At 67.7% G+C, this 24,367-nt stretch carries 25 protein-coding genes; 15 read left to right on the forward strand and 10 right to left on the reverse strand.

Annotated features, from left to right (window positions below):
- The first annotated feature begins 201 nt into the window (after positions 1-201).
- From argS to A1D30_RS19085, 6 genes are all read left to right on the forward strand, one after another.
- Positions 202-1,923 (forward strand): arginine--tRNA ligase, encoded by a 1,722-nt coding sequence (gene argS, locus A1D30_RS19060; protein ID WP_063462311.1) that lies wholly within the window; start codon positions 202-204, stop codon positions 1,921-1,923.
- Positions 1,924-1,938: 15 nt separating this feature from the next.
- A complete protein-coding gene (locus A1D30_RS19065) occupies positions 1,939-2,601 on the forward strand; it encodes an SPOR domain-containing protein (protein WP_063462312.1) in 663 nt (220 codons plus the stop codon).
- A gap of 79 nt (positions 2,602-2,680) precedes the next feature.
- Positions 2,681-3,328 (forward strand): thiol:disulfide interchange protein DsbA/DsbL, encoded by a 648-nt coding sequence (locus A1D30_RS19070; RefSeq protein ID WP_063462313.1) that lies wholly within the window; start codon positions 2,681-2,683, stop codon positions 3,326-3,328.
- Between the two features lie 133 nt (positions 3,329-3,461).
- Positions 3,462-4,118: a lipopolysaccharide transport periplasmic protein LptA gene (gene lptA / locus A1D30_RS19075; protein ID WP_063462314.1), complete on the forward strand. Its 657-nt coding sequence runs from the start codon at positions 3,462-3,464 to the stop codon at positions 4,116-4,118.
- Entirely contained in the window at positions 4,115-4,897 is a 783-nt protein-coding gene (lptB, locus tag A1D30_RS19080; protein ID WP_063462315.1) for an LPS export ABC transporter ATP-binding protein, read from the forward strand. Before lptA ends, lptB begins: the two co-directional genes overlap by 4 nt.
- Positions 4,897-6,480, forward strand: a complete 1,584-nt coding sequence (locus A1D30_RS19085) for an RNA polymerase factor sigma-54 (RefSeq protein WP_063462316.1) — start codon at positions 4,897-4,899, stop codon at positions 6,478-6,480. Before lptB ends, A1D30_RS19085 begins: the two co-directional genes overlap by 1 nt.
- Before the next feature lie 47 nt (positions 6,481-6,527).
- Here A1D30_RS19085 and A1D30_RS19090 read toward each other — a convergent pair whose 3' ends face one another.
- A complete protein-coding gene (locus A1D30_RS19090) occupies positions 6,528-7,028 on the reverse strand; it encodes a glutaredoxin family protein (RefSeq protein WP_063462317.1) in 501 nt (166 codons plus the stop codon).
- Between the two features lie 223 nt (positions 7,029-7,251).
- On the opposite strand from A1D30_RS19090, the gene A1D30_RS19095 reads away from it, so the two are divergent.
- Genes A1D30_RS19095 through A1D30_RS19110 form a run of 4 tightly spaced genes read left to right on the forward strand, consistent with a single transcriptional unit; the run spans position 7,252 to position 9,806 of the window.
- Complete coding sequence (locus A1D30_RS19095) at positions 7,252-7,734, forward strand: thioesterase family protein (protein WP_063462318.1); 483 nt, start codon at positions 7,252-7,254, stop codon at positions 7,732-7,734.
- Entirely contained in the window at positions 7,731-9,023 is a 1,293-nt protein-coding gene (locus A1D30_RS19100) for a THUMP domain-containing protein (protein ID WP_063462319.1), read from the forward strand. The genes A1D30_RS19095 and A1D30_RS19100 overlap by 4 nt, the downstream gene beginning before the upstream one ends.
- The gene (locus A1D30_RS19105; RefSeq protein ID WP_063462320.1) at positions 9,013-9,498 is read left to right on the forward strand and encodes a putative toxin-antitoxin system toxin component, PIN family; all 486 of its coding nucleotides are present in this window, start codon (positions 9,013-9,015) and stop codon (positions 9,496-9,498) included. The genes A1D30_RS19100 and A1D30_RS19105 overlap by 11 nt, the downstream gene beginning before the upstream one ends.
- Positions 9,499-9,533: 35 nt before the next feature.
- Positions 9,534-9,806 carry a hypothetical protein gene (locus A1D30_RS19110; protein ID WP_063462321.1) on the forward strand — a complete coding sequence of 91 codons (273 nt, stop codon included), beginning with the start codon at positions 9,534-9,536 and terminating at the stop codon, positions 9,804-9,806.
- A gap of 84 nt (positions 9,807-9,890) precedes the next feature.
- Here A1D30_RS19110 and A1D30_RS19115 read toward each other — a convergent pair whose 3' ends face one another.
- The gene (locus tag A1D30_RS19115; protein WP_063462322.1) at positions 9,891-10,727 is read right to left on the reverse strand and encodes a hypothetical protein; all 837 of its coding nucleotides are present in this window, start codon (positions 10,725-10,727) and stop codon (positions 9,891-9,893) included.
- An 8-nt stretch (positions 10,728-10,735) separates the two neighbouring features.
- Positions 10,736-12,478, reverse strand: a complete 1,743-nt coding sequence (locus A1D30_RS19120; RefSeq protein WP_063462323.1) for an FMN-binding glutamate synthase family protein — start codon at positions 12,476-12,478, stop codon at positions 10,736-10,738.
- 226 nt (positions 12,479-12,704) lie between these two features.
- Here A1D30_RS19120 and A1D30_RS19125 point away from each other — a divergent pair, with 226 nt between their 5' ends.
- Positions 12,705-13,559 carry a YecA family protein gene (locus tag A1D30_RS19125; RefSeq protein ID WP_063462324.1) on the forward strand — a complete coding sequence of 285 codons (855 nt, stop codon included), beginning with the start codon at positions 12,705-12,707 and terminating at the stop codon, positions 13,557-13,559.
- A gap of 150 nt (positions 13,560-13,709) precedes the next feature.
- Here A1D30_RS19125 and A1D30_RS19130 read toward each other — a convergent pair whose 3' ends face one another.
- On the reverse strand, positions 13,710-14,201 hold the full coding sequence (locus A1D30_RS19130) for a nuclear transport factor 2 family protein (protein ID WP_063462325.1): 492 nt from the start codon (positions 14,199-14,201) through the stop codon (positions 13,710-13,712).
- A gap of 157 nt (positions 14,202-14,358) precedes the next feature.
- On the opposite strand from A1D30_RS19130, the gene A1D30_RS19135 reads away from it, so the two are divergent.
- Positions 14,359-14,739, forward strand: a complete 381-nt coding sequence (locus tag A1D30_RS19135; protein WP_063462326.1) for a hypothetical protein — start codon at positions 14,359-14,361, stop codon at positions 14,737-14,739.
- A gap of 48 nt (positions 14,740-14,787) precedes the next feature.
- Here the strand turns inward: A1D30_RS19135 and A1D30_RS19140 are convergent, their stop codons facing one another.
- The 5 genes from A1D30_RS19140 to A1D30_RS19160 all read right to left on the reverse strand — a co-directional run bounded on the left by A1D30_RS19140 (position 14,788) and on the right by A1D30_RS19160 (position 19,667).
- Positions 14,788-15,711 carry an alpha/beta hydrolase gene (locus A1D30_RS19140; RefSeq protein WP_063462327.1) on the reverse strand — a complete coding sequence of 308 codons (924 nt, stop codon included), beginning with the start codon at positions 15,709-15,711 and terminating at the stop codon, positions 14,788-14,790.
- Positions 15,712-15,803: 92 nt separating this feature from the next.
- Positions 15,804-16,331 carry a CinA family protein gene (locus tag A1D30_RS19145; RefSeq protein ID WP_063462328.1) on the reverse strand — a complete coding sequence of 176 codons (528 nt, stop codon included), beginning with the start codon at positions 16,329-16,331 and terminating at the stop codon, positions 15,804-15,806.
- Positions 16,331-16,858: a phosphatidylglycerophosphatase A gene (locus tag A1D30_RS19150; RefSeq protein WP_063462329.1), complete on the reverse strand. Its 528-nt coding sequence runs from the start codon at positions 16,856-16,858 to the stop codon at positions 16,331-16,333. Before A1D30_RS19150 ends, A1D30_RS19145 begins: the two co-directional genes overlap by 1 nt.
- 165 nt (positions 16,859-17,023) lie before the next feature.
- Positions 17,024-18,715 carry a DUF4139 domain-containing protein gene (locus A1D30_RS19155; RefSeq protein WP_082836540.1) on the reverse strand — a complete coding sequence of 564 codons (1,692 nt, stop codon included), beginning with the start codon at positions 18,713-18,715 and terminating at the stop codon, positions 17,024-17,026.
- 67 nt (positions 18,716-18,782) lie between these two features.
- Positions 18,783-19,667 carry a LysR family transcriptional regulator gene (locus tag A1D30_RS19160; protein ID WP_063462330.1) on the reverse strand — a complete coding sequence of 295 codons (885 nt, stop codon included), beginning with the start codon at positions 19,665-19,667 and terminating at the stop codon, positions 18,783-18,785.
- A 131-nt stretch (positions 19,668-19,798) separates the two neighbouring features.
- Here A1D30_RS19160 and A1D30_RS19165 point away from each other — a divergent pair, with 131 nt between their 5' ends.
- The gene (locus tag A1D30_RS19165) at positions 19,799-20,857 is read left to right on the forward strand and encodes an NAD-dependent epimerase/dehydratase family protein (protein ID WP_063462331.1); all 1,059 of its coding nucleotides are present in this window, start codon (positions 19,799-19,801) and stop codon (positions 20,855-20,857) included.
- A gap of 41 nt (positions 20,858-20,898) precedes the next feature.
- A complete protein-coding gene (locus A1D30_RS19170) occupies positions 20,899-22,086 on the forward strand; it encodes a hypothetical protein (protein WP_063462332.1) in 1,188 nt (395 codons plus the stop codon).
- Positions 22,087-22,128: 42 nt separating this feature from the next.
- Here the strand turns inward: A1D30_RS19170 and A1D30_RS19175 are convergent, their stop codons facing one another.
- Entirely contained in the window at positions 22,129-23,043 is a 915-nt protein-coding gene (locus tag A1D30_RS19175; protein ID WP_063462333.1) for a LysR family transcriptional regulator, read from the reverse strand.
- 340 nt (positions 23,044-23,383) lie between these two features.
- Here A1D30_RS19175 and A1D30_RS19180 point away from each other — a divergent pair, with 340 nt between their 5' ends.
- Positions 23,384-24,307 (forward strand): pyridoxal-phosphate dependent enzyme, encoded by a 924-nt coding sequence (locus tag A1D30_RS19180; protein ID WP_242421948.1) that lies wholly within the window; start codon positions 23,384-23,386, stop codon positions 24,305-24,307.
- Positions 24,308-24,367 lie beyond the last annotated feature (60 nt).

Here is a 24,367-nt window from a genome sequence, read left to right on the forward strand (position 1 = left end):
GTGGCATCAGACGCAACCTGCGTCGGATTGCCCGATTACAACGTACCGGAAGCGTGCGCGGCTGACTCGCGGATACGGGTGGAAAGAATTCCTGACAATCTGTTGCGTCCAGGCCGCGCGCGGCAAGAGGCTGGGTGCTGGGCAAGAGCGCCTTGCACCTGCCCGCCGGGCCGGGTGCGGCCCGGCCCGTAAAATCCCCCGATGCTTTCTGTCAAACACGATCTGCTGGCCGCGCTTGCGGCCGAGCTGGACATCCTCTCCCCCGGCGCTGGCGCCAAGGCGGCCTTCGAATCCCCCAAGGTGGCCGCGCATGGCGACTTTGCCTGCACGGCGGCCATGCAGCTGGCCAAGCCGCTCAAGCTCAATCCGCGCGCTCTGGGTGAACAGCTCAAAACCGCACTCGAAGCCACGCCCGCTTTCCAGCGCTGGGTGTCCGCCATTGAAATTGCGGGACCGGGTTTTCTGAACATCCGCCTCCAACCTGCCGCCAAACAAGAAGTGGTGCGCGAGGTGCTGGCTGCGGGCGAGCGCTTTGGCTACCAAGCCAGCAACGGCCAGCAGGTGCTGGTCGAATTCGTCTCGGCCAACCCCACGGGCCCGCTCCACGTGGGCCACGGCCGCCAGGCCGCGCTGGGCGATGCCATCTGTAACCTGTTCAGCACCCAGGGCTGGAAGGTGCACCGCGAGTTCTACTACAACGACGCGGGCGTGCAGATCGACACGTTGACCAAGAGCACGCAGCTGCGCGCCAAGGGCTTCAAGCCCGGCGACGACTGCTGGCCCACCGACAGCGACAACCCGCTGGCCAAGAATTTCTACAACGGCGACTACATCGCCGACATTGCCGAGGCCTTCAAGGCCAAGGCGACCGTGAAGGCCGACGACCGCGAGTTCACGGCCAATGGCGATGTTCAGGATTACGACAACATCCGCCAGTTTGCGGTGGCCTACCTGCGCAACGAGCAGGACAAGGACCTGCAGGCCTTCAACCTCCAGTTCGACGAGTACTACCTGGAGTCCAGCCTGTACACCAGCGGCCGTGTCGAGGCCACGGTGAACAAGCTCGTGGCCAACGGCAAGACCTATGAACAGGACGGCGCGCTGTGGCTCAAGAGCACGGACTACGGCGACGACAAGGACCGCGTGATGCGCAAGCAGGACGGCAGCTTCACCTACTTCGTGCCCGACGTGGCGTACCACATCGCCAAGTGGGAGCGCGGCTTTACCAAGGTCGTCAACATCCAGGGCACGGACCACCACGGCACCATCGCCCGCGTGCGCGCCGGGCTACAGGCGGCCGATGTGGGTATTCCGCAGGGCTACCCCGATTACGTGCTGCACACCATGGTGCGTGTGGTCAAGGGGGGCGAAGAGGTCAAGATCAGCAAGCGCGCGGGCAGCTACGTCACGCTGCGCGACCTGATCGAGTGGACCAGCAAGGACGCGGTGCGCTTCTTCCTCTTGAGCCGCAAGCCCGACACCGAGTACACCTTTGATGTGGACCTGGCCGTGGCCCAGAACAACGACAACCCGGTGTACTACGTGCAGTACGCCCATGCGCGCATCCAGTCGGTGCTGCGGGCCTGGCAAGAGTCTGTGCAGGAGGCGGGCGGTGCGGATGTGGCTGCGCTCAAGGACGTGGACCTGTCGGCCCTGGAAGGCCCGCAGGCCCAGGCGCTGATGCTGCAACTGGCCAAATACCCCGAGATGCTGACCGCAGCCGCCGACGGCGAGGCCCCGCACGATGTGACCTTCTACCTGCGTGACCTGGCCGCCAGCTACCACAGCTACTACGATGCCGAGCGCATCCTGGTGGACGACGAGGCCGTGAAAAAGGCGCGCCTGGCGCTCGTCGCTGCCACCGCGCAGGTATTGCACAATGGCCTGGCCGTGCTGGGCGTGTCGGCTCCAGCCAGAATGTAAGCAGTTACTACCAATATGAAAAAGCAACAGACGGGCGGGACCATCATCGGCTTTATCGTCGGTGTCATCGTGGGCCTGGGCGCTGCGCTGGCGGTGGCCGTGTATGTGACCAAGGTGCCGGTGCCTTTCCTGAACAAGGGCGGCGGGCGCACAGCGGACATGGATGCCGCCGAGTCGCAGAAGAACAAGAACTGGGACCCGAACTCGCCGCTGTACGGCAAGAACCCGGCACGGCCTGCCACACCCGCCGTGGCGGCTGCGGCGTCTGCGCCCGCTTCGGCCACCACGCCCGCATCGCCCGCGCCCGAGGTGCGGGCTGCTGCGTCGGCCCCCAAGCCCGCCGCCAGCAAGCCCGAGGCCGCCAAGGCCGAAACCAAGCCGGGTGCCGACCCGCTGGGCGACCTGGCCGTGGCCAAGGCCGCCGCCAAGGGCAATGTGGACCCGTTCGACTACTTTGTGCAGGCCGGTGCCTTCCGCACCCAGGCCGATGCCGACGCCCAGCGCGCCAAACTGGCCATGATGGGCTGGGAAGCCCGCGTGAGCGAGCGCGAACAAAATGGCCGGGCGGTGTTTCGCGTGCGTGTGGGCCCGTTCACCAAGCGCGACGATGCCGAGCAGCTCAAGGAGAAGCTCGACGGCGCCGGGCTGGAGTCGGCGCTGGTGCGCGTGCAGCGCTGATGCGTCAGACTTCGGGCGCTGAACTTTTTGCGGGGGCATGGCTCCCATCCCCCAGACCTGAACTAGGAGAGTCTTTGCCATGAAACGCCGTGAGTTTTCTTTGTCCGCTGCCTCGGCAGTCGCCGCTTCCGCCCTGACGCTGCCCGTCGCCACCCCTGCGCTGGCCCAGGCCCGCCAGTTCAAGGAGGGCAAGGACTACAAGCGGCTGGACAAGCCCGTGGCGCCCGATGCACCCGCCGGCAAGGTCGATGTGATCGAGTTCTTCTGGTACAGCTGCCCCCACTGCAATGTGTTCGAACCCACGCTGGACGCCTGGGTCAAGGCAGCGCCCAAGGATCTTTTCATCCGCCGCGTGCCCGTGGCCTTCAATGCCAGCTTCGTGCCCCAGCAAAAGCTGTTCTACACCCTGGAAGGTATGGGCAAGCTCGAAGCCCTGCACGCCAAGGTGTTCCGCGCCATTCATGTGGAGAAGGCCAAACTGGCCAAGGACGACGAGATTTTTGCCTGGGTGGCCCAGCAGGGTGTGGACGCCGCCAAGTTCAAGGAAGTCTACGCATCGTTCACCGTGTCCAACCAGGTCCGCCGCGCCTCGCAGCTGCAGGACGCGTATGGCGTGGAAGGCGTGCCCTCCATGGGCGTGGCTGGCAAGTTCTACACGGACGGCACCATGGCAGGCAACATGCAGAACGTGCTGCAGGTCGTGGAAGCGCTGGTCAAGCAAAAGTAAGCCCCAGGCCGCCCTGGGCGCAGGTGGCAACACCAAATGCCCTGGATGCCCCGCGAAGAAAGCCCGCTGATGCGGGCTTTCTTCATGGAGGGCGCGTGGGGATGGCTACAATGAACTGCAAGATTCGTGCCCTATGAACCACCGCCTCCTTCCGACCCTCCTGCTCGCGGCCCTGGCCTGCCTTCATGGCATGGCCCATGCTGAAAAAGCCGACCGCGCCAAGCCCATGAACATCGAGGCCGACGCGTTGCGCCACGATGAACTCAAGCAGACCAGCGTGTTCTCGGGGCGCGTGGTCATGACCAAAGGCACCATCGTGCTGCGCGGCGCGCGGCTGGATGTGCGCCAGGATGCCGATGGCTACCAGTTTGGTGTGGTCACGGCCGAAGCGGGCAAACGCGCCTTCTTCCGCCAGAAACGCGACACCCTGCCCGGCGCCCCCGACGAGTACATCGAAGGCGAAAGCGAAGTCATCGAGTACGACGGCAAGGCCGACAACGTGCGATTCATCACCCGCGCCGAGCTGCGCCGCTACCGGGGGGCCGCGCTCAGCGACGAGATCACCGGTGCCGTGATCGTCTACAACAACCTCACCGACGTGTTCACCGTGGACGGCCAGCGCGCCCCCGCCGCCAATGCGGCAGGCGATGCCCCGGCCCCCGGCAACCGCGTGCGCGCGGTGCTGGCGCCCAAGGACCCGCCCGCAGGCGCTGCGGTGCCCGCACCCGCCGCACCCGGCGCGGCACCTGTGCTGCGCCCCAGCAACAGCCTTGGTGGCGGCTCCAAGTGAGCGCGGTGCCCGTTCATCCCGGCCCTGACACCCAGGCCGGCAGCCGCCTGGAGGTGCAGCACCTGGCCAAGTCGTATGGCAGCCGCAAGGTCGTCAAGGACGTGTCGCTGGTCGTGCAAAAAGGCGAGGTCGTGGGGCTACTCGGCCCCAATGGCGCGGGCAAGACCACCTCGTTCTACATGATCGTGGGCCTGGTGCGCAGCGATGCGGGCGATATCCGCATCGACGGCCACTCGGTGGCCCACATGCCCATCCACCGCCGCTCGCGCCTGGGGCTGTCGTACCTGCCGCAGGAAGCCTCCATCTTCCGCAAACTCACGGTCGAAGAAAACGTGCGCGCCGTGCTGGAGCTGCAGCGTGGCGACGACGGTCAGCCGCTTTCACGCGACGCCATCGAAGAGCGCCTCACGGCCCTGCTGGAGGAGCTGCGCGTGCAGCACCTGCGCGCCTCGCCTGCCATGGCACTGTCCGGCGGTGAGCGCCGCCGCGTCGAGATCGCACGTGCGTTGGCCACGCAGCCACGCTTCATCCTGCTGGACGAGCCCTTTGCGGGCATCGACCCCATCGCGGTGATCGAGATCCAGCGCATCATCGGCTTCCTCAAGGCGCGCGGCATCGGTGTGCTCATCACCGACCACAACGTGCGTGAGACCCTGGGCATCTGCGACCACGCCTTCATCATCAGCGACGGTCGCGTGCTGGCGCAGGGCACGCCGTCCGAGATCGTAGACAACGCCGAGGTGCGACGGGTGTACCTTGGCGAACATTTCAGGATGTGATGAAGCCTGGACTGTCGCTGCGCGTCTCGCAGCATCTCGCACTGACTCCGCAGCTCCAGCAGTCCATCCGGCTGCTGCAGTTGTCCACGCTCGAACTTTCGCAGGAAGTCGAGCAGATGCTCGACGAGAACCCGTTCCTTGAACGCACGGCCGAAGAGGCGCCGCGCGAGGAGTTCGGCCTTGAGGCCGCTGACACGCCCCCCCAGGCCGATGACTACAGCGCTGAGGATGCTATATTTTCAGGAGCGCAAAGCGCAAGTTTAGCGGGCGCAGAGGGCCAAAATGAGTCCGAAGCGCCGGGCGCTGGTGCCGACGAGCCCGACTGGAGCGGCGACGGCACGGTAGAGATGGCGCCCAATGACGCCGAGTGGGGCGGCGACGCCCCGGCCCGTACCCGCAACGATGCGGAAGGCGATGACGCCGACGCCACCGAACTGGCCCGCTCGCACGAATCGCTCACTGCCTTTTTGCACCGCCAGGCCTTGTCGCTGCGCCTGTCTGAAGTGGATTGCGCCGCGCTGCGTTTCCTCATCGAATCGCTCAACGACGACGGCTACCTCGAAGAGCCGCTCGAAGAACTCGCCATTGCCCTGGCTGGCCCGGATGACCTGGAGCAGATCGAGGAACTGGTGCATCGCTTTACCGTGGCGCAGCGCCTGCTGCAAAGCCTGGAGCCCACAGGCGTAGGCGCGCGCAACCTGGCCGAATGCCTCACGCTGCAGCTCAAGGCGCTGGAGGCCGATGACGAGGCCGACCCTGACGTTGTGCAGACAGCGCTCACCATCTGCCAGCAGCCGCTGGAAATGCTGGCCCGCCGAGACGTGCGCCGACTCACCCAGGTCTGCGGCGACGGCGAAGAGCGCACCCGTGCGGCCATGGCACTCATCGCCCGCCTGGAGCCACGCCCCGGCCGCAAGTTCGTCGATGTGGAGCGCAACATCATCGTGCCTGACGTCATCGTGCGCAAAGCCGGGCGTGCCAACGGCCGTGATGGACAGCACAACTTTATCGTGCAGCTCAACCCCGATGTGATGCCCCGCTTGCGCGTGCACGACATCTACGCCGGTGCACTGCGCGGCCACAAGGGCGGCGAGGGCCACCAGGGCATGCAACAGCGCCTGCAGGAGGCACGCTGGTTCATCAAGAACATCCAGCAGCGTTTTGACACCATCCTGCGCGTCTCGCGCGCCATCGTCGAGCGCCAGAAGAACTTCTTCACCCACGGCGAACTGGCCATGCGTCCGCTGGTGCTGCGCGACATCGCCGACGAACTGGGTCTGCACGAATCCACCATCAGCCGCGTGACCACCGCCAAGTACATGGCCACGCCCATCGGCACCTATGAGCTGAAGTACTTCTTTGGCTCGGGCCTGGGCACCGAGACCGGCGGCAATGCGTCCAGCACGGCCGTGCGCGCACTGATCAAGCAGTTTGTGTCGGCCGAAAGCCCCACCAAGCCGCTGTCGGACAGCCAGATCGCCGAGATGCTCAAGGAGCAGGGCATTGAATGCGCACGCCGCACGGTGGCCAAGTACCGCGAAGCGCTCAAGATTGCGCCGGCGAATTTGCGCAAGGCGCTATGAAGAAGCGACGCGCAGAGGCTGCTCGAGGCGCCAAGCGAAGGGGTTTTCTATTGTTGGCGTGCTGCAAAGGCTGAATCGTATGCTTGGGCGGTGAAGCCCGTAATCCGCTGTCTGGGAGCTATCAGCAAAGGCACACTTCTTCCGCCGATGTCGGCAAAGGCGGTCTTGCCCATCGGTGTGTCTACGTCCAGTTCTCGGAATGCAATGTTCTTTTGACTCAGATAGGCCTTGGCGGCTTTGCAATAGCCACACCAACTGGCCGTAAAAAGTACAACCCCACTCGGCGGGGCTGCAATGACAAGCGGTCCTCCAGGGTCGCCTGGTGCAGAAGCACGCTTGGCGGGCGCGGGCGAAGCGCCCGGCACCACGCTCACCGGCAGGTTCTCCAGCTTCATCGTCTTTTCCACGGCGCCTGTCACCGGGGGCTTGTCGCTGTACACAACCTTGCCGTCCGCACCCACCGATTTGTAGAGTGTCTGGGCGCCTGCGCCCCAGGGCATGGCGGTGAGTGCGAGCACGGTCAGCAGGGTCCGATAAAAAGGGCGCATTAGGGGCTCCGGTAAAATCCGCTGCCCGAGAGCATACGAGACAAGAGGCATGGTGCCTGCAGTGGCCGCATGCTGCGCACCTAGGCGCTACGATCCACGGCGCCCAGGCGGGGCGTGCCGCCCCACCTCCGGTGGCCCTGCAGGCATCCAGCGGTGCTCGCCGCGTGCCACCCTGACACCAACTCCCGCTCGTTGCCTTCTTTCCCCGACCCTCTCTGCCACTATGGCCCGCATTGTTTTTGACCTCCCCTCGCACTTCGGCTTTGCCACCGAAATGCAGATCTACATCAGCCACGTGAACCAGGGCGGGCATCTGGACAATGCGCAGCTCCTGAGCCTGGTGTCTGAAGCGCGCGTGCGCTTTTTCCAGTCGCTGGGCTACCCTGAGGCCGATGTGGGCGGCCTGTCCATCGTGGTGGGCGACATCGTGGCGCAGTACAAGTCCGAAGGTTTTCACGGCGAAACCATGCGGGTGGAGATGGCGCCAGCGGACTTCAACCGCTACGGCTTCGACCTGGTGTTCTGCATGACCGAGAAGGCCACTGGCCGCGAGGTGGCGCGCGGCAAGATCGGCATCGTTTTCATCGGCAAGGCCAGCCGCAAGGTCTCCCCCATCCCTGACTCCATCCGTCAGCTGCTGCTGGCCCGTGCGGGGGCGCCTGGTTCCCCCGCCGTGCCCGAGCGCGTATCCTCCCCATCGACATGAACCAACTCCAACTTTTTCTCCCTTGCGCCGCGGGCGTCGAGGGCTTTCTGGCCGACGAGGTGCATGGCATCACCGGCCTCACGGGGCAAGACCTGCTGGTGGGGCGGGGCGGCGTGCTGCTGCGCGCCTCGTGGCGCCAGGCCATGCAGCTCAACCTGCACAGCCGCCTGGCCCAGCGCGTGCTGGTTCAGCTGGCGCACCGCCCGTACCGCTCTGAAAACGACCTCTACAACATGGCCAGCGATGTGGCCTGGGAGATCTGGTTCACCACGCGCCAGACCTTCAAGGTCGAGGTGACGGCACAGCACAGCCCGCTGCAGAGCCTGAACTTTGCGGGCCTCAAGGTCAAAGACGCGGTGGCCGACCGCTTCCGCCACAAGAGCGGCGTGCGGCCGGATGTGAACACCCAGTGGCCCGATGTGCGCATTCACCTGCACCTGACCACCGACGAAGCCACGATCTACATCGACACCTCGGGCGAGCCGCTCTTCAAGCGCGGCTGGCGCGAGGACAAGGGCGACGCGCCGCTCAAGGAGACCCTGGCCGCCGCCATGATCGCCGCCAGTGGCTGGGACCCCCACGGCGACAACCCCCAGCCCCTGTACGATCCCTGCTGCGGCAGCGGCACCATCGTGGTCGAGGCAGCGCAGATCGCCTGCCGCATCCCGGCAGGCATGTTGCGGCGCTTTGCGTTCGAGAAACTGCTGCCGTTCCAGGCGCATGTCTGGACTGCTATCAAAAGCGAAGCTGAAAACGCAATACAGACCAGCGCAGTGCCCATTTTTGGCAGTGATGTGGCCTTCCGCATGGTCGATTTTGCGCAGCGCAATGCCGAGCGCGCAGGCGTGGCCGAGGCCGTACAGCTGCGCGGCGGCGACGCCCTGCAGCGCATGCCGCCCTGCGACCAGTCCGGCGTGATGCTGCTCAACCCGCCCTACGGCGAGCGCATTGCCGCCGCAGGCACTGCAGGCCGCAACGCCAGCGAGCGCGCCGCCGACCGCGCCCAGGGCCTGGCCGTGGGGCGCGAAGAGGCGCAGACCGAAGACGGCGGCGAATTCTTCAGCCAGCTCGCCACGCACTGGAAGAAGAACTACAGCGGCTGGACAGCCTGGATGCTCACGCCCGACCTCAAGCTGCCCGGCAAGATGCGCCTGAAGGAATCGCGCCGCGTACCCATGTGGAACGGCCCCATCGAATGCCGCATGTTCCGCTTCGACATGATCAAGGGCGCCGTGCGCGACCGGGCTGCCAAGGCCGCCCCCGACGGCGGCCCGCGCCATGAAGGTTGAACTGCGACTGCCCGCCGAGGCACAGGCGGACAATCTCGCGCGCCCCGTGGTGGTGGACACGAATGTGGCGCTGGACCTGCTGATCTTCAGCGACCCGCGCACCGCACCTCTGCGCACGCTGCTGGCCCAGAGGCGTCTGTCCTGGATTGCCACACAAGTCATGCGCGATGAGCTGGAGCGTGTGCTGGCCTACCCGCACATCGCAGAGCGCATGGACTACTACCGCGTGGGTGCCGAGCAGGTGCTGGCCGCGTTCGATGCGCAGGCACGTCTGGTGGACATCGCACCCAAGGTGGCCTATGTGTGCAAGGACGCGGACGACCAGAAGTTCATCGACCTGGCAGCGGCGCACCGGGCGATCTTGCTGAGCAAGGACAAGGCGGTGATCTGCATGCGCAAGCGGTTGGTGAGCCTGGGGGCGGATGTGGCGACGGAGGTGGTGCTGGAAGCGGCGCCCGCCGCTGCGGTGGCCTGATCACGCATTGATCAGTTTCTGCTGCAAGGATCGGTATGGGACCGTTGGGTTTTCTTGTCCTCTCAGGCTTCTTCGCGTACCTCGCTTTCGATGCGCATCAGTTCAACCGAACATCAGGCCACAAGGTCTGGGCAGTGCCGCCTTCTTCCGGTCGGGCGGTGGGTGTCGATCCTTTGTCGCGCGCCGAGCAGGAAGGTGCGCAGTCGAACGAAATCACTGCCGTTGGAGGAGTTCCCGGCCTCTACTGGGTCTTTGTGGTGCTCTCGGTGGGCTGCTTGGGGATTGCTGCCTGGCTGTGGCTCGCGTAGGTCGGGTTAGCGCAGCGTAACCCGACGTCCTTTTGTTGGGGCATCGCCTGTCGGGTTACGCCTGCGGCTAACCCGACCTACGGGCTACTGGCTGACCCGACCTCCGGCCAGCAAGTCATACGCCGCCCGCACCCGCTGCAGGTCCCGCCCCAGTTTGCGATTGGTGGGCAGGTGCCGCATCCATCCCATCCTGCGAACGCTGGTCCCCAGCACTGCCCGCATCTCCGCGCTCCCCCGCGCCACCCATGCCGTCCACCGCTCCCGCCCCTCACCCAGCGTGCCGCTGGCATGCAGGTAAATAGCAGTGGAGTGCGCATAACACAGCGCATCGCGCACATGGCACAACGCCAGCGGCAGCACGGCGGCGGGGTCGTCTTCAAAGTCGATGCAGGCCACTTCGCCATCGGGGCAGCGCACCAGGTTGCGCGCGAAGGCCTGGCTCAGGCAGGTGCCCTGGCTGTGCACCTGGGCCAGGGTGTCCAGCCCCTGCTGCCACAGCGCCAGCACGGTAGCGGTGTCGCCCGCTTGCACGGCGTGGTCGATCTCGTTGCCCAGCGAATGGGTTTCTTCGCCCACGTTGCCCAGGTGGCGCATGGCAAAGCCATGCGGCAGCGCGGCCAGCACCACGGGCACGCGGATGCCGCGTGCAGCCAGGTCGCGCAGGCGTTGCACTTCGGTGGCAATGGCCGTGGGGCCGCCGGGGTTGGGCACGGGGCGCAGGGCATCCAGCCGCAGCAGCGCGGCCAGCACGGCCATGGCGCGGTAGCGGCCCGTACCGTGGGGCGTGCCTGCGCGCTTGATCCAGATCTGTTCATCGCCCAGCACATGGGCCATCACGTTGTGGGGCTGGGTGGCCAGTTGCTGCTGCAAAAACGCGGCGTAGTCCGGGGCGGCGGTGTGGGTGGGGGCGGATGCGTCCATCGTCCAATTCATACAGCGGCGTCTCCCGCCACGGCCGCTGCAGTGCCCACGGCTGCGGCGTGCACCAGCTCGACATGGTGGGGGATGGAGGGTTCCAGCGCAGGCTCGCTGGCCTGAAAACTGTGGGCATTGGCCAGGGGCCAGTACAGGCGGAACACGTTGTGCTGCGCATCGAGCGGGCCCAGCAGCGCGCCGGGCAACATGCGGGTGATGAGGTTGGACAACAGGCGCACCTCGGTGTCGGTGATGCGGCGCACGATGTGGTGGGCCGTGATCTCCTTGGGGTGGTGCAGCCCGGCGGCCTGCACCAGCTCCTGCAGCGCGTGCAGGGTGCTGCGGTGGAACTGCGCCACGCGCGTGGCCTTGTCGGGCACCACCAGGGCCTGCTGGCGCAGCGGGTCTTGCGTGGTCACGCCCGTGGGGCAGTGGCCGGTGTGGCAGCTCTGCGCCTGGATGCAGCCCAGCGCCATCATGAAGCCGCGCCCCGCGTTGCACCAGTCGGCGCCCAGCGCCATCATGCGCGCGATGTCGAAGGCGCTGATGACCTTGCCCGCGCAGCCGATGCGCACGCGGTCGCGCAAATTCACGCCCACCAGGGTGTTGTGCACCAAGAGCAGGCCCTCTTGCAGCGGCGCGCCCACATGGTCGCTGAACTCCACGGGCGCAGCGCCCGTGCCGCCTTCGGCGCCATCGACCACGATGAAGTCGGGCGTGATGCCCGTGACCAGCATGGCCTTGACGATGGCGAACCATTCCCACGGGTGGCCCAGGCAGAACTTGAAGCCCGTGGGTTTGCCGCCCGACAGGGTGCGCAGCTTGGCGATGAACTGCATCATCTCCACCGGCGTGCGAAACGCGCTGTGGCTGGCGGGCGAGATGCAGGCCTCGCCCTCCTTCACACCCCGCGCGGCCGCGATCTCGGCCGTCACCTTGGCGCCGGGCAACACGCCGCCATGGCCGGGCTTGGCGCCCTGGCTCAGCTTCAGCTCGATCATCTTGACCTGCGGGTCGGTGGCGTTGGCCGCAAAACGCTCTTCGCTGAACGTGCCATCGGGGTTGCGGCAGCCAAAGTAGCCCGATCCGATCTCCCAGATCAAGTCGCCGCCATGCACCCGGTGGTGCTGGCTGATGCTGCCCTCGCCCGTGTCGTGTGCAAAGCCGCCTTTTTGGGCACCCTGGTTGAGCGCCAGGATGGCATTGGCCGACAGCGCACCAAAGCTCATGGCCGAGATGTTGAACACGCTCGCGTGGTAAGGCTGGGTGCAGGGCGACACGGACGGTGACGGCGCATCGGGGCTGCCACCAATCCACACGCGGAAGTTGTGCGACGGCAGCTGTGTGGGCGCGAGCGAGTGGTTCACCCATTCGTAGCCATGCGCGCCCACGTCCAGGTGCGTTCCGAAGGGGCGGTTGTCCGGGTCGCCCTTGGCGCGCTGGTAGACCAGCGAGCGCTGCGCGCGCGAAAACGGCGCGGCCTCGCTGTCGCTCTCGATGAAATACTGGCGCACCTCGGGCCGCACATATTCGAGCATGAAGCGGATGTGGCCGATGACCGGGTAATTGCGCAGGATGGCGTGGCGCGACTGCTGCAGGTCGTACACACCCAGGGCCACCAGCGCCGCAAACACCAGCACCACGGGCAGGCCCACGCCAAAGGCCACCAGCGCAAACAGCGACAGCAGCAGCCCGAACACGCACAGCGCAAAGGCCGTGTAGCGCACCGGGTAGAGGGAGTTGAGCTGGTGGATCATGGGGCGTCCTGGTTGGGGTCGGCGGCGCGAGCGGGGGTTTGCCGGGGGCAAAGGGCTACACTGGCCGCCTTTTTGTGGGGTTGCCGGATGGCGCACGGCGCTTTTTTCTGCCCTGGCACCACCCCTGGCCGCCGTGGCCCGCGCCACGGCACAAGGCCTGCGCATCATAAAAGTAAAACATTGTTTTGCCGCCCCCGCTTTCTCCCTTGACGACCGGAGCCCTCCCATGACCGAACCCACATCGCCCACCCCCGCCACCGACGATCTCGACCCCACCACCGCCCCGGCCGCTGCGCTGGGCCCGGATGAGCTGGAAGAGATGGACAACATCCTCGACGACCTGCGCGCGCGCGGCGAGGAAATCCCGCAGTGGGAGTTCTGCGACGGCTTCATGACCGCGCTGATCTGCAGCCGCCGCCCCATCGGCCCGGCCGAGTACCTGCCCATGCTGCTGGGCGACGGCGCCGAGCTGGATGTGGCCGAAGGCGACCCCCTGCCCCTGCTGCCCGCGTTTGCCGACGCCGCCCAGCAAGCCCGCTTTATGGACCTGTGGATGCGCCGCTGGAACGAGATCGTGGCCCAGCTCGACACCGACGTGAAGACGCTGGACGACGACCGCACCTTCCAGCCCGAAGCCATGGACATGCGCGGCGCCGTGGCCAGCCTGACCGACGAACAGCGCGCCGAGATGGGCGACGACCAGGAGATTCCATCCTTTGGCCAGGTCTGGGCACTGGGCTTCATGTTTGCGGTGGAAAACTGGCCCGAAGACTGGGCCGCCCCCCGCGACAAGGAAGCCGCCAAGTGGCTGGATGATGCGCTGGACCGCATCGTGGCCCTGACCGAAGACGACACCGGCAAGCCCGAAGTCTGCATGTACGACGAAGACGGTGCCCCCAGCACCAGCCAGGCGCGCGTGGAAGCCTTCGGCGAAGCCATCTGGGCCGTGTACGACCTGCGCCAGCTGTGGAAAAGCATGGGCCCGCGCGTGGAGACGGTGCGCAAGGCGCCCGAGCCCGGCCGCAACGACCCTTGCCACTGCGGCAGCGGCAAGAAGTACAAGAAGTGCCACGGGGCGTGAGCCCTTTGAGGCGGTTTGCTATAAATTAAATAGCTATATTCGCTTGTTGGGCGCGCGGCAGGGCCTGTTTTTGCTCATATTTTGGCCCTGCAGCAACAGGCAGGGCCGAGCGCCCATGTCGGCGGGCCGGGGCGCAAGCCCTCTGGCGCCTCAGCCGCCTTGCGCCAGAAACTTCTTCAGATTGCCCGCCGCCGTGCTGCGCACCTTGCGCTTGAGTGAGGGCGACCAGCCCAGCAACACACCCGGCAGGCCCAGCGCCTGGCGGGACCAGCTCCAGAAGTTGAAACGGTCGCGGTGCGTGGCGATCAGCCCGTCGGGCGTGAAGGTGAAGGTGCCGTCGATGATGTTGTGCACCTGGCGCCCGGTGGCGCTGAAGCGGTAGTGCGCCTCCCAGTGCGCCTTGCCGCCGTTGGCATCGGCGTCGATGCCGCTGAACTCCAGCTTCCAGTGCTCGGCGGCGCCGGGCTTTTTCGTTGCGGTACACAGCATGCGCCACATGCCCGCCACTTCATCCCGGCCCTTGAGCGAAAACGCCTCGTCGTCAAACGTGGCATGGGGTGCGTAGCAGGCCGCCATGGTGGCGTGGTCAAGCTGGGCGAACGCGGTGTAGAAGCGCTGCAGGGTCTGGGCGTTGGGGTGCATGGGGTCTCCTCCTCGGGGCGCCCATGCTACACCGGGGTGGTGGGGCAGGGGGTGCAATCGGTGTCACATCGGCATCGCACTCCATACCACCCGCTCTGGATGCGCGCGAGGTGGCGACAATGGCCGCTGCAACCATCTGCCTTAGCGCTCTTCACACATGAATCCCCAATATGTTGTTGATGTCTATCTGGAGGAGTCCGATCAGTCCTGGCTGATCTGGCGGCGGTGCGACAAGACGATGCTTCCGCTGAGGGGCGGCACCGATATGAAAACCTTGGGCCTCCATGTGCTGGAGGCTTTGAAAGTGAAGCATCCCCAGCAGCTGGGCTGGCAAGGGCTGAGTGGTGATTCGGTGCCGTCTGCTTTTTGCTCCGCTGATATTGCGGTTGTCTTCAGGCGGGATGGACACGTTGTGGTGGGCACGCCGTTTGGTCCTGATGGGCAAGCTCCGAAATTGGTGATCTTGGGTGACCAGCCCGGCCATGAGGCTCTAGGGGTGGCCGTGGCTGCGCAGGCGAGATCCCGCCGCGTTGTTTGAAGGGCGGCGCTGCGCCGGTATGCCGGGCATGCCCTCGCACACTCGGTCTCAGCGCGGTGCTGGTTGCCCTTCGCGCATAAAGCCGCGCAGCGCGTCGGCCGTCTCGCCAGGTAACTGCTCCGGGATGAAATGCCCCGCTGACACCGCCTGCCCGCTCACCACGCCTGCGCACTGCGCCTGCCACAGTACCAGCGGGTCAAACAGCCGGTGCACCACGCCGTGCGCGCCCCAGATCACCAGGGTGTCGCAGGCGATCTTGTCGCCGCGCGCGCGGCTGTCGCGGTCGTGGTCCAGGTCGATGCCTGCGCTGGCGCGGTAGTCCTCGCAGGCGGTGTGGATGGCCTCGGGGGTGCAGAAGCAGCGCTCGTAGTCGGCCAGGGCCGGGGGCTCGATGTGGGCCAGGCCTGCGCTGCCCCAGCCGCCCAGCTTGGCGTGCAGGTAGGCGCGGGCGTTGCCGCCGATCATGGTCTCGGGCAACGGCGCGGGCTGGATCAGGTGGAACCAGTGGTAGTAGGCGCGCGCAAAGTCCATGTCGGTGCGCGCGTACATGTCGAGCGTGGGGGCGATGTCGATCACGCACAGCCGCTTCACGCGCGCGGCGTGGTCCAGCGCCAGGCGGTGGGCCACGCGGCCGCCCCGGTCGTGGCCGCAGAGGTAGAAGCTGTTGTGGCCCAGCGCGGTCATGACCTCGGCCATGTCCTGCGCCAGGGCGCGTTTGCTGTAGTTGCTGTGGTCGGGCAGGCCGGGCGCGTGCGATGAGTCGCCGTAGCCGCGCAGATCGGGCAGCACCAGGAAGTAGTCGCGTGCCAGCTGCTGCGCCACGCGGTGCCAGAGGGCGTGGGTTTGTGGAAAGCCGTGCAGCAGGAGCAGGGGCGGTGCGCCCACGGTGCCGCCGGTGCGCACAAAAATCTCAGCCCCCGTGGTGGCTATGCGGTGGGGGGTGAAGCCTTCAAACCAGGGGGAGGGGGTCATGCGGTGATGTGTGGGCAGGCCGGAAGGCGGATGGACGTGCGCGGGGGACGGCGGGCGGTGGGCGGTGCTATCGGGCCGCCCGGGCACGGGATTCAGGCGAGCAGGTGGCCCAGCAGCCGCTGCAGCGCATACCGCAGTGTGGCGGCACGGATGGCGGCGCGGTCGCCTGGGAAGTGCTGCACCTCGCTGTGGGTTTCGCCGCCCACGCACCAGGCAAACCACACGGTGCCCACGGGCTTGGCGTCGCTGCCGCCCGTGGGGCCGGCCACGCCGGTCACGGCCAGGCTGACATGGGCCTGGGAGTGGGTCAGTGCCCCGTCGGCCATGGCGCGGGCCACGGCCTCGCTCACGGCGCCCTCCTGCTCGATGAGCGCGGCGGGCACGCCCAGCATCTCGGTCTTGGCGGCGTTGGAGTAGGTGACAAAGCCGCGTTCAAACCAGTCGCTCGCGCCCGCAAGGTCGGTGCAGGCCGCCGCGATCATGCCGCCCGTGCAGCTTTCAGCGGTGGCCAGCAGGTGCTTGTGTTTGAGTAGCTCCAGAGAAATCTGGGTCAAATTGGCCTCTAGCGCGGATGTATCCAGCGCCAGCAGCTCTTTGTTTGATAGCGGTGCGGTTGTCATCAAAACCTCCACAGTGCAATGACCAGCAAGGTGCAGAAGGCTGCCACAAAGTCGTCCCACAAGATACCCCAGCCGCCGCGCCAGCCAAAGCCCTTGAACAGGCTGTCGGCCCAGCCCACGGGGCCGGGCTTGGCGGCATCAAAGAAGCGGAACAGTGCAAACGCCGTGAGTTGGCCCCAGAAGCCCATGGGCATGGCCAGCCACAGCACCAGCCAGAAGGCCACCACCTCGTCCCATACGATGCTGCCCGGGTCGGCCACCGCCATGTGGCGCGCGGTGGTGGTGCAGGCCCACCAGCCCACCAGGGTGCTGGCGGCAATCAGCCAGCCCATGTGCTGCGGCGACAGCCACTGCTGCAGCACCAGGTAGGCCAGCCAGGCCCACAGCGTGCCCACGGTGCCGGGCGCCTTGCGCGACAGCCCGGCGCCAAAGCCCAGGGCGATGAAATGGGCCGGGTGGCCCAGCAGGAAGGCCACGGTGGGGCGGCGGGGGGCGGATGGGGCGCCTGAAGGCGAAAGTGGAGTCATGTCAGTGGTCACTGCGCCGCAGTCTATGCAACTGGCGCACACAAGGCGAGTGCACCCGTGGAACTGGCTCTGCCAGGCCACGGGGTGCGTCCCCCTCCCGCGCAGCGAGAGAGGGGTGAAGGCGCAAAGCGCCTCAGGGGGTGTTTCATCCTTTCAGGGGGTGTTTCATCGTCTTTCCAGCAGCTCGATGTCCTTGGGGTAGCGCACGGTGTGCTCGGCACTGAACTGCGCCGTGGCCCCTGCGGCCAGGGGCGGCTGCCAGGCAATGGTGCCCGCAGAGCGGTTCCAGGCCAGGTCCGTGGGCTGCGGCTGGTAGCGCGACTCCACCTCGATCTTCTCGTTGCGCGACACCGGCGCCGCGTGCAGCAGCTGCAGCGTGATACCGGTCTTGTGGCGGTTTTYCACGCTGTAGGCACGGCGTGTCTTGCGCTCCACGCGCGAGCCGACAAAACCGCTGCTGCCCGTCACGTCCTGCTCGGGTTCGGCCCGCACCGTGACCAACTCATCGCGGCCAAACGACAGGCTGGTGCTGCCCGCCGGAGCGCCCGCGCTGGGTGCACCAAAGTCGATGCGGCCATTGCCCACAAACGCGCCATCGCGGTACAGGCCAGCCGCGCCCGCAGGCCACACGCCAGGGGGCTGGGCAATCTGCGCGACCAGATAGGCCGCTTCTTCCACGGCCGGTGCCGCGCGCGTGAGCAGCGTGGCGGGCGCCGTGTGGTTGCCCAGCGCCAGCGTCACCCGCTGGCCACTCGATGGCACAGTGATGCGCTGCGGTACGGCGAACTCGGTGGCAAAACCTTTGTCGAGGGCGCTCACGTCAAACGTGGGCATGGCCTCCTCGGCGGCATTGCGGGACCGAGGCAGCGGTGCCATGGCGGGAGCAGGCGCGGATGCCATCGCCACCATGCCCATCTGTGTACCAGCGCCTTGCGGTGGCGGCGCCACGTTCAGCCACCAGGGGCGCGGCAGCTGGCCCTGGGTGGCGCGGCCCGGCTGGCCGGTGGAGAGCGTCAGCTGCACGCCGCTCCAGTCCTCGCCACTGTTCTGCGCCACCAGCGCCTGCCGCTCGATCAGCACTGTGGCCTTGGTCGCGTCCAGCGTGGCGCGGTAGCTGGGCTGCCATCCGGGGCCGCGCACCTGGTAGGACAGGCGCAGCTCGGCCTCGCGCTCGGCGGCCAGGTTGATGGTGACGGACACCACCCGCGCACGCTGGCTGGCCACGCGGTCGCGTTCGGCCACCAGGGGCTTGAGGGCCAGCTCCAGCGCCTCCTGCTTGCGCTGGAGCTGGTGCGCGCGCGCAAAGCTGTCCTGGCCCGACTTGCGCAGCACCTCAGCGGTGGCGGTGATCTGTGCGGGCGTGGGGCTGGCGGCGCGGGCGCCTGCTGCCGTCGCCGCTTCTTCGCCCGTGCCTGCGTGGGCCACGCTGCGCAGGTAACCATCCACCAGCTGCAGGGCCGAAGCCTCGGCCTTCACCCCCGCAATCTGGTCCTCCAGCTCGCGGATGCGGCCGTCGAGCGGGCTGGCACAGCCCGCCGCCACATCGCGGTCTTCGGTGAGCACGTTGAACTCGCCCACGCGCACAGCGGGGTCGGCATTAATCTGCAGGCTTTGCACATCGAGCGACGCAGGCAGGCAGGCCAGCCGCAGGCTGCGCGCACCCGCAGCCACCTTGGCCACGCGCTCCACCGTGGCGCTGCCGGGGTAGACGGTGACGCGGGCGATGCGGGAGCTGTCCTGGGCGTGGACGGTGGCGGGCAGGGCGGCCAGGCCCGCAAGGCCCGCCATGACCAGCGCCTGCAGCAGGGCAAGCGGGGTGCGCAAGAGGGGGAGGAAGGGGGGGCTCACCGGGCGCATGGGGCTCCTTGGGCGCGTTGGACGAAGGGACTGGGATGCTAGCAGCCGGGCGGTCTGCTGCTCGGGTTCACAACGCCCCCGGCACCTCCGCCGCCAGAAAGTCATACACCGCACGAATCCTGCGGCTGGTGCGGATCTCGCGGTGCACCGTGAGCCAGATGGGCAGCTCGGGCAGTGGCAGCTGCGGCAGCACGGCCACCACGTTGGTGTCGGTGCGGGCCATGTAGTGGCCCACAAACCCGATGCCCAAGCCTGCGCGCACCGCCTCCCAGTAGGCCATGAGGTCGTCGGTGCGAAACGCGAACTGCTCGCGCTCCACGGGGTAGCCCATGGCGGCAAAGCCTTGCACGATGTCCTCGTGCCGGTCGTTGCCCACCAGCTCATGTTGCAGCAGGTCGGGCGGCTGCTGGGGCGTGCCCTTGCGGCGCAGGTAGTCGCGGTGGGCATAGGCGCCCAGCGTCACGGCGCCGATGCGCTTGGCCACCAGGCTGGCCTGGTCGGGGCGCACCATGCGCAGGGCGATGTCGGCCTCGCGCCGCAGCAGGTTGGTGACCTGGTTGCTGGCCACCAGCTCCACCTGCACCTCGGGCAGCACCTGGCGCATGCGGGCCAGCACGGGGGGCAGCAGCACGCAGGCCACGGGCTGGCTGGCGGTGATGCGCACGGTGCCGCTTACCTCCGCCTCGGCGCCCGACACGCTGCGCGCCAGCTGGTGCGCCCCGGCCTCCATGGCGCGGGCCGATTCGGCCAGCCGCAGCGCGGTGGCGGTGGGCAGCAGGCCGCGCCCCGTGCGCTCGAACAGCACTGCTCCCAGTTGCGATTCCAGCTCGGCAATGTGGCGGCCAATGGTGGGCTGGCTGGCGTTCAGAACGCGCGCCGCGCCCAGCAGGCTGCCCTGGTCCAGCGCGGCCAGGAAGGACTGCACCAGGCTCCAGTCAAAGGTGGGTTTCATGGCGATAGCGTGCCCGCAGCAGCAGGGTTTGAGGTATTCAAATCTGCATTGCAGGTATGAATGGTTAGGCAATTGTGTAACGGTGCGCGCGTTTCCACAATCACTCCATCCCTTCCGAACGGAGTGCCCCCATGACCTCTTCCCCCCTCTCCCAACCCGCAGCGCACAGCCCCCGCACCGTGCTGATCCTGGGCGCACGGGGCCGCCTGGGCCTGGCCGCTGCGCGTGCATTTGCCCAGGCGGGCTGGCAGGTGCTGGCGCAGGTGCGGCCCGCTTCCCACGGCGCCGCTGGCACAGGGGGCATGGCCTTGCCCGCCATCCCCGGGGTGTGGTGGATGCCGGTGGCGGTCCATGAGACCGCCGCGCTGGCCGCCCAGGCCCAGGGGGCGCAGGTGGTGGTGCACGCCCTCAACCCGCCCTACACCGACCAGGCCTGGCGCACCCAGGCGCCTGCGCTGATGGAGGCCGCCATTGCCGTCGCGCGCCAGCTGGGTGCCACGCTGATGCTGCCCGGCAACGTCTACAACTTTGGCGAAGCGATGCCCGCCGTGCTGCACGAGGACACGCCCCAGGCCGCCACCGGCACCAAGGGCCGCCTGCGTGTGCAGCTGGAGCAGCGCCTGCAGGCCGCCACGCAGGACGGTAGCCTGCGCGCCGTGGTGCTGCGTGCAGGCGACTTTTTTGGCAGCGGCGCGGGCGGCCTGCTCGACCAGGTCATCGCCAAGCGCCTGCCGCAGGGCCGCGTCACCCTGCCGGGCCCGGCCCACGTGGCCACGCCCTGGGCCTATCTGCCCGACCTGGCCCGCACCTTTGTGCGCGTGGCCGAGCAGCGCCAGCACCTGGCCGCGTTCGACACCTTGCACTTTGCCGGGCACCACGCCACGGGCCAGCAATGGGTGCAGGCCCTGGCGGCAGTGGCGGCCACGCAGGGCTGGCTGCCGCCTGCCGGTGCGCTGCGTGTGGGCGCCACGCCCTGGCCGCTGCTGCAGGTGGTGGGGCTGCTGGTGCCCATGCTGCAGGCCGTGGCCTCCATGCGCTACCTGTGGCGCACCCCGCACCGGCTGGACAACACCCGCCTCACCGCGCTGATTGGCGACGAGCCGCACACCCCGTTCGACACCGCCGTGCGCCAGGCGCTGGCCGACCTGGGCTGGGCGCGCGCTGCGCCTGCGCAAGTGGCCGCCGCCTGAACCCTTCACCCACCCCGTCCAACTATCCCCGGAGCACATCCATGAACCGACGCAACTTCATCCGTCTGGCCGGTGGTGGCACCATTGCCGCCGCTACCGTAGGCACGCTGGCCGCCTGCGGCGCGGTGGGCACCCACTACCCCGCCGAAGCCGTGGAGGCCTGGCAAGGCCCGGTGGGCCACACCGAGGTGCGGCGCCGCGCCGTGGCCTATGCCATCACCGCGCCCAACCCGCACAACCTGCAGCCCTGGCTGGTGGACCTGCGCGAGGAAGGCGTCATCACCCTGCGCACCGACCGTGAGCGCGTGCTGCCCCACACCGACCCGCTGGGCCGCCAGATCCTGATCGGCCACGGCGCGTTTCTGGAACTGCTGGTGATGGCGCTGGCCCAGCAGGGCGTGGCCAGCCAGGTGCAGCTGTGGCCGCAGGGTGAGCTGCCCCCGGCGCTGAAGGACTGGGACGACCGCCCCGTGGCGCGCATCACCCTCCAGCCCGGCGGCCAGCCTGACCCGCTGTTTGCCCAGGTACTGCTGCGCCGCACGCCCAAGGCCGACTTCGACACCACCCGCCCTGTGGCGCCCGAACAGCTGGCCTGCCTGCTGGCAAGCACCCCCGCAATCCCGCAGCCCCGGTTGCACATCGGCGGCACCGTGGCCGACGACCAGCTGCCCGCACTGCGCACGCTGTGCTGGGAGTCCGCCCAGGTCGAGCTGCTCACGCCCCGCACCATGATGGAAAGCATCCACCTCACCCGCGTGGGCCCGGCGGAGATCCTGCGGCACCGCGACGGCATCTCCATCAACACCCCCTTTGTGCGTGCCGTGACCGCCTTGGGCATGTTCGACCGCACCCAGCCCCCGGCCGAAGGCAGCGCCGCCTACAAAAGCGCCATGGGCCGCTTCGAAGGCCACAGCCGCACGGCCATGGGTTTTGTGTGGATCACCGGCCCCAACACGCGCAGCGACCAGATCCAGGCCGGGCGTGCCTATGTGCGCCTGCAGCTGCAGGCCACCGCGCTGGGCGTGGGCATGCACCCCATGAGCCAGGCCGTGCAGGAATTTGCAGAGATGGCGCCGCATTTCGAACGCGCGCACCAGCTGGTGCTAGGCCAGCCCGCACCACGCACGCCACACGACGCCACGGTGCAGATGTTCTGCCGCATCGGCTACCCACAGACCGAGGCCCCCGCCACGCCGCGCAGGCCGCTGGAGAAGATGTTGGTGACCTGAGGTGGGCGGCTGAGAGCCGTTCAAGACGGCGCGATGGAACGACTAGGGCAGTCGCTTGCGGCACAGGCTGACGAACTCCTGTGCGGCGCGCGACTGGGCCTGGCGCGGCTGGAAGGCCAGCAGTGCCCGAAAGTGGACGCCCCCGGTGGTGATGGGAATGCTGCGCAGGCCCAGGGGTGCGTGTTCTGCGGCCACCAGCGGGTTGGTGATGGCCAGGCCGGCGCCCGCCAGCACCAGGGCACATTGCGTGGCGCTGTAGGGCGTTTCGATCACGAAACGTGGCGTGATCCCGGCGTCGGAGAACGCCTGTTCCAGCCTGCGCTGCGCGGGGTCGGTGGCCGACAGGCCGATCAGCGGGGCATCGCGCAGGTCCGCCAGGTCCAGCACCGCCTTGCGGGCCAGGGGGTGGGTGGCGGGCAGGGCGCACACAGCAGGCAACTCGTAGAAGGTGGAGGACACCAGGCCGCTGGTGTCCGCCTCGTCGCCGAGAAAGGCCAGGTCCACCGCACCCTGGAACAGTGCTTCGCGCAGCACCTTGGAGCTGTCCACCATCAGCAGGCAGCGCGTGCGGGGATAGTGCCGCTGGAACTCGGCCAGAACCCCCGGCATGATGCTTGCCGCCATCGCATGCAGGCTGCCGATGCGCAGCACGGTGTCCTCGTGCGACTGCAGCGCCACTATCTTGCGCTGCACGGCGCCCAGCCCTTCGTACACACGCTCGATTTCTTCCATCAGCGCATGGGCCTCGGGGGTGGGCACCAGGCGCCCCTTGGGCCGGTCGAAAAGCGTGAGTTGCGCGCGGCTTTCCAGTTGCTGCAGCAGCTGCGTGATGGCGGGCTGGCTCACGTGCAGTGCGGCCGCTGCGCGGTTGGCGGAGCCCAGTTGCATCACCGTGCGGAACACCTCGATCTGGCGGGTGCTCACTGCTTTGGCATCGTGCGCGGGCAGGCTTTTCATATAAATTTTACTTAATTCAAATGGCTGCGGCATGGTACTGCGCCGCGCCTTGCCTGGCTACGATGCAGGCATGAATCTCGATCATTCCTTCGGTGTGGAAACTTGGCATACGCAGCCGTCCGCAGGGGGCAGAGTGGCCCAGAACGAGCGCCTCTGCGGCCTGCGCTGCATTGCCTGTAGCGCGCAGTACCCTGTGCAGGACATGCCGGCCGGATGCCCCGCGTGCGCAGCACGGGGCACGCCATCCAGCGTGGAGGCGGTCTACAGTGCGTTGCCGCGCAGGCTCGCTGCAAGCAGTTCTGGTTATAGATGGGGGGAATGGCTGCCGTACACCCACGGGGTGTCGCTGGGCGAGGGGAACACACCCTGCCTGGGGCTGCCACGGCTGGCGCAGCGCCTGGGCATCCGGCAACTCAGCGCCAAGCACGAGGGCCTGAACCCCACAGGCTCGCACAAGGACCGCATGTCGGCCCAGGCCGTAGCGCGCGCCCTGGCGGTGGACGCCCACAAGGTGGTGCTCGCCTCCAGCGGCAACGCGGCGGTGTCTGCCGCTGCCTACTGCGCTGCAGCGGGCTTGCCTTGTGAGGTTGCCACCTACCGCGACATGCCCGCGCCTTTTGCCCGCGCGCTGGACCGGCTGGGCGCCCGCCGTGTGGCGTTTGACCAGGGCCCGGACCGCTGGGCCCATGTGCGCAGGCAGGTAGAGGAGGAGGGCGCTTTTGCGCTCACCAACTTCAGTGTGCCAGCCGTGGGCAGCCCGGCTTTTGGGGTGGAAGGGTACCGCGCGGTGGCGCTGGAATGTGTGGCCGAGGGCTGCGTGCCCGACCACGTGATCGTGCCCACGGCGCGCGGGGACCTGCTGTGGGGCATGTACAGCGCGCTGCGCGACCTGCTGGCCGCAGGCCTCATCGCCCGCATGCCCCGCCTGTGGGCCGTGGAACCCTTTGCGCGGCTGAGCCAGGTGCTGGCCGGGGCTCCGGCCCAGGCGGATTTTGGCGGCAGCACCGCACAGTTCTCGATTGCGGGCAGCACCGTCACCTTGCAACAGCAGATCGCGGTGCAGCGGTCGGGCGGCGGCGCTGTGGTGGTGGGCGATGCCGATGCGGCGCGGGGCGTGGCCGAACTGGGCGCCCAGGGCCTGTGGGTGGAGCTGTGTGCAGGCGCCTGTGTGGGTGCCGCCGCGCAGTTGTGCCAGCACGGCCACATTGCCCCGCAAGACCATGTGTTGCTGCTGCTCACCGCCAAGGGCGACCGCGACGCCTGAGCCCTGCGGCGACACGCATTTCTCCACCAACCCTGTTCGCCTTTACCAAGGACTCCCGCC

It is taken from the genome of Acidovorax sp. GW101-3H11, assembly GCF_001633105.1.
Classification (GTDB): Bacteria; Pseudomonadota; Gammaproteobacteria; order Burkholderiales; family Burkholderiaceae_C; genus Acidovorax.

What these genes read in the sequence shown, in the direction of transcription:
- argS (WP_063462311.1), top strand. Translation starts at nt 202, where the DNA reads ATGCTTTCTGTCAAACACGATCTGCTGGCCGCGCTTGCGGCCGAGCTG.
- A1D30_RS19065 (WP_063462312.1), top strand. Translation starts at nt 1,939, where the DNA reads ATGAAAAAGCAACAGACGGGCGGGACCATCATCGGCTTTATCGTCGGT.
- A1D30_RS19070 (WP_063462313.1), top strand. Translation starts at nt 2,681, where the DNA reads ATGAAACGCCGTGAGTTTTCTTTGTCCGCTGCCTCGGCAGTCGCCGCT.
- lptA (WP_063462314.1), top strand. Translation starts at nt 3,462, where the DNA reads ATGAACCACCGCCTCCTTCCGACCCTCCTGCTCGCGGCCCTGGCCTGC.
- A1D30_RS19085 (WP_063462316.1), top strand. Translation starts at nt 4,897, where the DNA reads ATGAAGCCTGGACTGTCGCTGCGCGTCTCGCAGCATCTCGCACTGACT.
- A1D30_RS19090 (WP_063462317.1), bottom strand. Translation starts at nt 7,028, where the DNA reads ATGCGCCCTTTTTATCGGACCCTGCTGACCGTGCTCGCACTCACCGCC.
- A1D30_RS19095 (WP_063462318.1), top strand. Translation starts at nt 7,252, where the DNA reads ATGGCCCGCATTGTTTTTGACCTCCCCTCGCACTTCGGCTTTGCCACC.
- A1D30_RS19100 (WP_063462319.1), top strand. Translation starts at nt 7,731, where the DNA reads ATGAACCAACTCCAACTTTTTCTCCCTTGCGCCGCGGGCGTCGAGGGC.
- A1D30_RS19105 (WP_063462320.1), top strand. Translation starts at nt 9,013, where the DNA reads ATGAAGGTTGAACTGCGACTGCCCGCCGAGGCACAGGCGGACAATCTC.
- A1D30_RS19110 (WP_063462321.1), top strand. Translation starts at nt 9,534, where the DNA reads ATGGGACCGTTGGGTTTTCTTGTCCTCTCAGGCTTCTTCGCGTACCTC.
- A1D30_RS19115 (WP_063462322.1), bottom strand. Translation starts at nt 10,727, where the DNA reads ATGGACGCATCCGCCCCCACCCACACCGCCGCCCCGGACTACGCCGCG.
- A1D30_RS19120 (WP_063462323.1), bottom strand. Translation starts at nt 12,478, where the DNA reads ATGATCCACCAGCTCAACTCCCTCTACCCGGTGCGCTACACGGCCTTT.
- A1D30_RS19125 (WP_063462324.1), top strand. Translation starts at nt 12,705, where the DNA reads ATGACCGAACCCACATCGCCCACCCCCGCCACCGACGATCTCGACCCC.
- A1D30_RS19130 (WP_063462325.1), bottom strand. Translation starts at nt 14,201, where the DNA reads ATGCACCCCAACGCCCAGACCCTGCAGCGCTTCTACACCGCGTTCGCC.
- A1D30_RS19135 (WP_063462326.1), top strand. Translation starts at nt 14,359, where the DNA reads ATGAATCCCCAATATGTTGTTGATGTCTATCTGGAGGAGTCCGATCAG.
- A1D30_RS19140 (WP_063462327.1), bottom strand. Translation starts at nt 15,711, where the DNA reads ATGACCCCCTCCCCCTGGTTTGAAGGCTTCACCCCCCACCGCATAGCC.
- A1D30_RS19145 (WP_063462328.1), bottom strand. Translation starts at nt 16,331, where the DNA reads ATGACAACCGCACCGCTATCAAACAAAGAGCTGCTGGCGCTGGATACA.
- A1D30_RS19150 (WP_063462329.1), bottom strand. Translation starts at nt 16,858, where the DNA reads ATGACTCCACTTTCGCCTTCAGGCGCCCCATCCGCCCCCCGCCGCCCC.
- A1D30_RS19160 (WP_063462330.1), bottom strand. Translation starts at nt 19,667, where the DNA reads ATGAAACCCACCTTTGACTGGAGCCTGGTGCAGTCCTTCCTGGCCGCG.
- A1D30_RS19165 (WP_063462331.1), top strand. Translation starts at nt 19,799, where the DNA reads ATGACCTCTTCCCCCCTCTCCCAACCCGCAGCGCACAGCCCCCGCACC.
- A1D30_RS19170 (WP_063462332.1), top strand. Translation starts at nt 20,899, where the DNA reads ATGAACCGACGCAACTTCATCCGTCTGGCCGGTGGTGGCACCATTGCC.
- A1D30_RS19175 (WP_063462333.1), bottom strand. Translation starts at nt 23,043, where the DNA reads ATGAAAAGCCTGCCCGCGCACGATGCCAAAGCAGTGAGCACCCGCCAG.